The organism is Micromonospora sp. NPDC047753 (assembly GCF_040642735.1).
Lineage (GTDB): Bacteria > Actinomycetota > Actinomycetes > Mycobacteriales > Micromonosporaceae > Micromonospora.
Genome location: NZ_JBEYSL010000341.1, coordinates 1 through 7,722, shown reverse-complemented (window position 1 = coordinate 7,722; position 7,722 = coordinate 1). Strand labels below are relative to the sequence as shown.

The 7,722-nt window shown below is 70.9% G+C and carries 6 protein-coding genes and 2 pseudogenes; all 8 read left to right on the top strand.

The window, feature by feature from the left end; translation table 11 throughout:
- Window positions 1–82: 82 nt before the first annotated feature.
- Window positions 83–817: pseudogene (gene paaA / locus ABZ749_RS24580) on the top strand (1,2-phenylacetyl-CoA epoxidase subunit PaaA); the annotation flags it as partial.
- 32 nt (window positions 818–849) lie between these two features.
- The gene (gene paaB, locus ABZ749_RS24575) at window positions 850–1,134 is read left to right on the top strand and encodes a 1,2-phenylacetyl-CoA epoxidase subunit PaaB (RefSeq protein ID WP_238668904.1); all 285 of its coding nucleotides are present in this window, start codon (window positions 850–852) and stop codon (window positions 1,132–1,134) included.
- Between the two features lie 34 nt (window positions 1,135–1,168).
- Window positions 1,169–1,894 (top strand): 1,2-phenylacetyl-CoA epoxidase subunit PaaC, encoded by a 726-nt coding sequence (paaC, locus tag ABZ749_RS24570; RefSeq protein WP_357231662.1) that lies wholly within the window; start codon window positions 1,169–1,171, stop codon window positions 1,892–1,894.
- Entirely contained in the window at window positions 1,891–2,412 is a 522-nt protein-coding gene (gene paaD / locus ABZ749_RS24565; protein WP_357231659.1) for a 1,2-phenylacetyl-CoA epoxidase subunit PaaD, read from the top strand. The genes paaC and paaD overlap by 4 nt, the downstream gene beginning before the upstream one ends.
- Window positions 2,409–3,518 carry a 1,2-phenylacetyl-CoA epoxidase subunit PaaE gene (gene paaE / locus ABZ749_RS24560; protein WP_357231656.1) on the top strand — a complete coding sequence of 370 codons (1,110 nt, stop codon included), beginning with the start codon at window positions 2,409–2,411 and terminating at the stop codon, window positions 3,516–3,518. Before paaD ends, paaE begins: the two co-directional genes overlap by 4 nt.
- Before the next feature lie 157 nt (window positions 3,519–3,675).
- Window positions 3,676–4,866 carry a cyclic dehypoxanthinyl futalosine synthase gene (mqnC, locus tag ABZ749_RS24555; RefSeq protein ID WP_357231653.1) on the top strand — a complete coding sequence of 397 codons (1,191 nt, stop codon included), beginning with the start codon at window positions 3,676–3,678 and terminating at the stop codon, window positions 4,864–4,866.
- A 375-nt stretch (window positions 4,867–5,241) separates the two neighbouring features.
- Window positions 5,242–6,216: pseudogene (locus tag ABZ749_RS24550) on the top strand (cell wall anchor protein); the annotation flags it as partial.
- Window positions 6,217–6,940: 724 nt separating this feature from the next.
- Window positions 6,941–7,651, top strand: coding sequence for a demethylmenaquinone methyltransferase (locus ABZ749_RS24545; RefSeq protein ID WP_196920656.1), 711 nt, complete (start codon window positions 6,941–6,943; stop codon window positions 7,649–7,651).
- Window positions 7,652–7,722: the final 71 nt, after the last annotated feature.

The window sequence follows — 7,722 nt, the reverse complement described above, 5'->3', positions numbered from 1 at the left end:
GTAGCGACAGGGCTACCGGAACACCTCCTGAGCGCGGACGGTTGTTCAAAACGACGTGGAACCGACCCAGAGCAGAGACACACTGCAGGACGAGGCGGGTCACGGCCTCTACCTCTACGCCGCCGCCGAGACCCTCGGCATCAGCCGCGACGAGCTGGTCCAGCTGCTGCTCGACGGCCGCCAGAAGTACAGCTCGATCTTCAACTACCCCACTCTGAGCTGGGCCGACGTGGGCGCCATCGGGTGGTTGGTGGACGGCGCGGCGATCGTCAACCAGGTCCCGCTCTGCCGCTGCTCCTACGGCCCGTACGCCCGCGCGATGATCCGGGTCTGCAAGGAGGAGTCGTTCCACCAGCGGCAGGGCTACGAGATCCTGCACACCCTGGCGCACGGCACTCCCGCCCAGCAGGCGATGGCCCAGGACGCGGTGGACCGTTGGTGGTACCCGTCGCTGGCCATGTTCGGCCCGCCGGACGGCGACTCCACGCACTCCGCCCGGTCGATGGCGTGGAAGATCAAGCGCTTCTCGAACGACGATTTGCGCCAACGCTTCGTCGACATGTGCGTCCAGCAGGCCGAGATCCTCGGGCTGCGCATCCCCGATGCGGACCTGCGCTGGAACGACGAGCGGCAGGCGTACGACTACACCCAGCCGGACTATGACGAGCTGATGCAGGTGATCTCGGGCGACGGGCCGTGCAACCGGGAGCGGATGGCCCACCGCCGGGCCGCGCACGCCGACGGCGCCTGGGTACGCGAGGCCGCCGCGGCATACGCCGCGAAGCGGGCGGGACAGAAGGAGACGGTGGCCGCGTGAGCGAGCGTAGCGAGCAAGCCGGACAACCCGGCATGACGAGTCATTCGCCTCTGTGGGAGGTCTTCGTGCGGGCCCGGCGTGGGCTGTCGCACACGCACGTCGGCAGCCTGCACGCGCCCGACGCCGAGCTTGCCCTGCGCAACGCCCGCGACCTCTACACCCGCCGCCAGGAGGGCGTCTCCATCTGGGTGGTGCCGGCCGGTGCGATCACCGCCTCCAGCCCGGACGAGAAGGACGCCTTCTTCGACCCGGCCGCCGACAAGGTCTACCGCCATCCCACCTTCTACGAGGTGCCGGACGGGGTGGCCCACCTGTGAGCGAGCGAACCAGCCAGCACAGCGAGGTGACGGCGTGAACGGGCCCTTCGACTTCACCCTCTCGCTCGCCGACGACGCGTTGATCGCGGCCCAGCGGTTGGCCGAGTGGACCACCCGCGCGCCGGAGATGGAAGAGGACATCGCGCTGGCGAACATCGCCCTCGACCAGCTCGGGGCGGCGCGGCTGCTGCTGTCGTACGCCGGCGAGCTGGAGGGCGCCGGCCGCGACGAGGACGCGTTGGCGTACCTGCGCGACGACCGCGAGTTCCGCAACGCGCTACTGGTCGAGCTGCCCAACGACGACTTCGCGGTGACGATGGCGAAGCTGTTCTTCCTGGCGGCGTACCAACTGCCGTTGTACACGGCGCTGGCCGGCTGCGCGGACGAGCGGTTGGCCGCGATCGGCGCGAAGGCGCGCAAGGAGTCGGCGTACCACCTGGACCACGGCGCGCTGTGGGTGAAGCGGCTCGGTGACGGCACCGAGGAGTCGCATCGTCGGATGCAGGCTGCCGTCGACCAGGTGTGGCCGTACACCCATGAGCTGTTCGCCGCGGACCCTGCGGCTCCGGTCGATCCGGCCACCCTGCGGTCCTCGTTCGACGAGGTCGTCGGCCCGGTGCTGGCCGAGGCGACGCTCACCCAGCCGGGCGGTTCCTGGGCCCCGGCCGGTGGGCGGGCCGGTGTGCACACCGAGCACCTGGCCTACCTGCTCGCCGAGATGCAGGTGCTGCACCGCGCCCACCCCGGAGCGAAGTGGTGAGCGCGCCGAGCGCGAGCCCGGCAGTCGCTGACCGCGCCGGCAGGGCGAGCGCACGGGAGGCCGCCGCCAGCGTCGTGGACCCGGAGATCCGGGTCATCACCATCGACGAGCTGGGCATCCTGCGGGCGGTCGAGGAGGATCCGGCCAGTGGCCGGGTGACCGTCACCATCACCCCGACCTACACCGGCTGCCCGGCGATGGACGTGATCCGGGCCGACATCCGCCGGGCGCTCGCCGCCGCCGGCCACCCGGACGCGCAGGTCCAGACCGTCTACAGCCCACCGTGGAGCACCGACTGGATCTCCGAGGGTGGGCGGGCCAAGCTCGCCGCCGCCGGGATCGCCCCGCCGGCCCCGGTGCCCGCCGCCGGCGTCGTGTCGGTGACGCTCGCGGTCCGCTGCCCGCAGTGCGGTTCACCGGAGACCGAGCAGGTCAGCCGGTTCGGTTCCACAGCGTGCAAGGCGTTGTGGCGGTGCCGTTCCTGCTCCGAACCCTTCGACCACCTGAAGGCGCTGTGACTGTCACCATCACCCGCCCGGTTCGCCGCCGGCCGGTCTTCCACCCGTTGTCCGTCGCCGCCGTCGACCGGCTCACCGACGACTCCGTGGCGGTGACCTTCGCCGTACCCGAGGAACTGCGGGAAACCTTCGCGTTCCGCGCCGGCCAGCACCTCACCGTGCGGCGAGCCGCGGAGGACGGCACGGACGTGCGCCGGTCGTACTCGATCTGCTCCACCCCCGACGACCTCGCCCGGAACGGCCGGTTGCGGATCGGGGTGCGGGAGATCCCCGGCGGCGCCTTCTCGGCGTTCGCGTGCGGGGCGCTGCGCGGTGGCGACACCGTGGAGGTGCTGCCGCCGCTGGGCACCTTCACCACGTCGTTCGCGCCGGACCGGGCGCGGCACTACGGCGCGGTCGTCGCCGGCTCCGGCATCACCCCGGTGCTCGGGCTGGTCGCGACGGCTCTGGCCGTCGAGCCGGCCAGCACCTTCACCCTGGTGTACGGCAACCGCACGGCGAACACCGTGATGTTCGCCGAGGAGTTGGCCGACCTGAAGGACCGTTACCCCACCCGGCTGCACCTGGTGCACGTCCTCTCCCGGGAACAGGGCGAGTCGCCGCTGCTCTCCGGTCGGATCGACGGCGAGCGGCTGGGCCGGCTGCTGGGCACCATCGTGCCGGGCGACCTGATCGAGGAGTGGTTCCTCTGCGGCCCGTACGGCATGGTGGTCGACGTCCGGGACGTGCTGACCGCACGCGGGCTGCCCGAGTCGGCGGTGCACACCGAGCTGTTCCACGTCGACACGCCACCGGAGCCGGTGCGCCGACCCGCCGATCAGGCGGGCGCCGGGGCCGAGGTGACCATCGTGCTGGACGGCCGGTCGTCGAGCTTCACGATGGGTCGCGAGGAACGGGTGCTGGACGCGGCGCTGAAGGTGCGGGGTGAGCTGCCGTACGCCTGCAAGGGTGGCGTCTGCTCGACCTGCAAGGCGAAGGTCGTGGACGGCGCGGTCACGATGGCCCGCAACTACGCGCTGGAGCCCGACGAACTGGCCGCCGGCTACGTGCTGACCTGCCAGTCCAGCCCGACCACCGACAAGCTCACTGTCGACTACGACGCCTGATCAAGCACCCGTACCGCAGATCTTGGACACTTTCCGTCACGCCGGAACGGAAACTGTCCAAGATCTCGGCCGGACGGGCCGGGCGTCGTACTGGGGTGCTCGTCACCGGCGGCGGAGGGGCGCGTCGGCCGCCGAAGCGGCGACGTAGGCTCGGGGTGTGACGGTGAGCCGGGAGATCGACGACATCCTGCAGCGCGGCGCGGACGGCGGGCGGATCACGCCCGAGGAGGCGCTGCTGCTCTACACCGAGGCGCCCTTCCACGCGTTGGGCGAGGCGGCGGACGCGGTGCGCCGGCGGCGCTATCCGGACAACGTCGTCACCTACCTGATCGACCGCAACATCAACTACACGAACGTCTGCGTGACGGCGTGCAAGTTCTGCGCGTTCTACCGCGCACCGAAGCACTCCGAGGGCTGGACCCACCCGACCGAGGAGATCCTGCGCCGCTGCGGCGAGGCGGTCGAGCTGGGCGCCACCCAGGTGATGCTCCAGGGCGGGCACCACCCGGACTACGGCGTGGAGTACTACGAGGAGCTGTTCTCCTCGGTCAAGCAGGCGTACCCGCAGCTGGTCATCCACTCGATCGGCCCCAGCGAGATCCTGCACATGGCCAAGGTCTCCGGGGTGAGCCTGGACGAGGCCATCGCCCGGATCAAGACCGCCGGCCTGGACTCGATCGCCGGCGCCGGCGCGGAGATGCTGCCCGAGCGGCCCCGCAAGGCGATCGCCCCCCTCAAGGAGTCGGGCGAGCGCTGGCTGGAGGTCATGGAGCTGGCCCACCGGCAGGGCATCGAGTCGACCGCCACCATGATGATGGGCACCGGCGAGACGCACGCCGAGCGGATCGAGCACCTGCGCATGATCCGTGACGTGCAGGACCGCACCGGCGGTTTCCGGTCGTTCATTCCGTGGACGTACCAGCCGGAGAACAACCACCTGAAGGGCCGCACCCAGGCGACCACCCTGGAATACCTGCGGCTGGTCGCGGTGGCCCGGCTCTTCTTCGAGACCGTGCCGCACCTGCAGGCGTCCTGGTTGACCACCGGCAAGGACGTCGGGCAGCTTTCGCTGCACATGGGCGTGGACGACCTCGGGTCGATCATGCTGGAGGAGAACGTCATCTCCTCCGCCGGTGCTCGGCACCGCTCCAACCTGCACGAGCTGATCGGCATGATCCGCTCGGCGGACCGGATCCCCGCGCAGCGCGACACCCTCTACAACCGGCTCGCCGTGCACCACACGCCGGCCGACGACCCGACCGACGAGCGGGTGGTCTCGCACTTCTCCTCGATCGCGCTGCCCGGCGGAGGCGCGGGCCGATCCCTGCCGCTGGTGGACGTCAGCTGACGGTCGACACCCGGCCGTTCGGCTGATCGACGCTCATGCTCCCGCCGGGTCACCCCGGCGGTACGGGTGGTCCCCGCCGCCGCAGCGTCAGCCTCTCCGGTCTGGGGCTGGTGGAGATGATCGTCGGCGGCTAGCGTCCCGGCTCATATTCGTCGCCACCGTCGACGGAAGAGGCTGTCCTCCATCGGCCCGCTGCGGGTCGTTCATATAACGCACGGCAGTACGGGCGGGATGGGTGACCATCCCGCCCGTACTGTCTGCGCAGCTCGGGCCGGACGGACGAAACGGCCTCCGCCTGCTGGCGTGGAAGATCGGCCTCCGATAGCGTCCGCTCGTTCCGCAACCATTCTTTCTTCCCTACCCCCCGGGGGACTGATGACAGCGTTCCACCGCTCGACGCTGGTGCGCGCCAGTGTCGTGGCGCTGCTCGCGGCCGGCGGCATCGCCGCCGTGGCCGCCCCAGTGCTGGCGGCCGAGCAGGCCGATCTGGCTCTGGTGCCGCTCAGCTACAACCTGGCCAAGGGTGTTACGGAGGCCAAGAGCAAGCCGTTCAAGTTCTCCGTCGACAACAGCCGGAGCGAGGAAGACGCCAAGGGTGTCAGTTACACGGTGGACACCAGCAAGCTGAAGACGAACAAGGTCCGGGTCGTGGTGCCCGACGGCTGCCGGGTGAACGGCAAGAAGTTCACCTGCCGCCTCGGCGACCTGGCCGCCGGAACCAGCGAGGACTTCGGTATCCCGATCTTCTCCACCGGTGGCAAGGGCGCCGCCGGCACCCTGGTGGTCACCATCCGCTCGGCCACCGAGGACCCCAACAAGGAAGACAACAGGGTCGAGCACGACATCACCGTCACCGAGCCCGGGTACGACCTGACCAGTTGGGTGCAGGACGTCAACGCCAACGTCGTGCTGAACGGCGTCAACGGCGATGACCCCGACCTTCGGCCGGTGCGGCCGGGCGAGACGGTGCCGGTCGACTGGGCGGTCTACAACGACGGCAGCCGCAAGGCCACCGGTCTGGCCTACGTGCTGACCCTGCCGGCGGGCGTCACCTTCGACACCCTGCCCGACACGTGCACCACGCAGACGTTCGGCGTCGCTCAGGCGCTCTGCCAGGACGACGGCGCGGTGATCCGCCCCGGTGACTACTACACCGCGGACGTCAAGGTGACAGTCGGCAAGGACGTCACCGAGCCCGTGCTGCGGGTCGGCGAGCTGGTGGCGCACGGCCTGGACGCGGCAGCGGGCAAGCCCGAGGAGCAGCCACGACGGGCCAGCACCGCCCAGCGGAAGGCCTTCACCGAGATCGACGAGGGCGACAACCAAGCGATCTTCGACGTCTTCGTCGACCAGACCGTCGACCCGACGCCGACGCCGACGGTCACTCCGACCGAGTCGCCGACCCCGACGCCGACGGTCACTCCGACGGAGACGCCGACGGCGACGGAGACGCCGACCCCGACCCCGACCGTCACCCCGACGGCGACGCCGACGGAGACGCCGACCCCGACGGAGACGCCGACCCCGACGGTCACTCCGACCGAGACGCCCACGGTCAGGCCGACTCCGACCGCAACGGAGACGCCGACGGCCACTCCGACCGCGACCGTCACCCCGACCGCGACTGCCACTCCGACGCCGATCCCCAGCGGTACGACGACGCCGGGCACGACCGTCTCGCCGGGTGCCGGTGATGGTTCCACCGGTGGTGGCTCGGGCGGTGGCGGCCTGCCGGTGACCGGTGTGCAGGTCGGCCTGATCGGCGGCATCGGCGTGATCATCCTGCTGGTGGGTGGGGCGCTGCTGGTGCTCACGCGTCGCCGCAAGGTGGTCCTGGTCTCGCCGACGGACGAGGAGTCGACCGACTGACACCGGTGTCCTGACCAGCGGCGCGCACGAGCGGCGCGACCGCGACGGGTGCGATGGCGACAGGCGTTCTGACCGAGGTGTCACGGACGCGGGTACGACGCGAGGGCGGGGTGGGCGACCACCCCGCCCTTTCGCGTACGGGGTACGGGGTGCGGGCCGCCCACCCAGCGAACGTCGGTTGGCGGGCGGCTGGCAGAGTGAGGGGGTGAGCCGTACCCCGCAGGGCCAGCGCGCCAGTCTGGACAAGCAGCCGCACGAGGTCGCCGCGATGTTCGACGGCGTGGCCGAGCGTTACGACCTGACCAACACGGTGATCTCGCTGGGCCAGGATCGCTCCTGGCGGCGGGCCACCCGGGCGGCGCTCGGGCTTCGGCCGGGCGAGCGGGTGCTGGACGTGGGCGCGGGCACCGGCGTATCGACGCGCGAGCTGGCCCAGTCCGGGGCGTACGCGGTCGGGGTCGACCTGTCCCTGGGCATGTTGCACACCGGCAAGCGGGCCCGGCCCGAGGTGCCGCTGCTGGCCGGGGACGCGCTGCGACTGCCGTTCGCCGACGCCAGCTTCGACGCGGTGACCATCTCCTTCGCGCTGCGCAACGTCAACGACACCGACGCGGCGCTGCGTGAGCTGGCCCGGGTGACCCGGCCGGGCGGCCGGCTGGTGGTCTGCGAGTTCAGCACCCCGGTCAACCCGGTCTTCCGGACGGTCTACCTGTCGTACCTGATGCGGTCGCTGCCGGCGGTGGCCCGCACGGTGTCGAGCAACCCCGAGGCGTACGTCTATCTCGCCGAGTCGGTCCGCGCCTGGCCGGCGCAGTCCGCGCTGGCCGGCCGGGTGGCCGCGGCCGGGTGGGGGCGCGTGGCGTGGCGCAACCTGACCGGTGGCGTGGTGGCCCTTCACCGGGGGATCCGCGAGTAGCGGGCGGTCTGCACCAACTGGTACGGACATTATTCAGATTCCGTAAATATCGGACTTGGTCCACTTTGCCC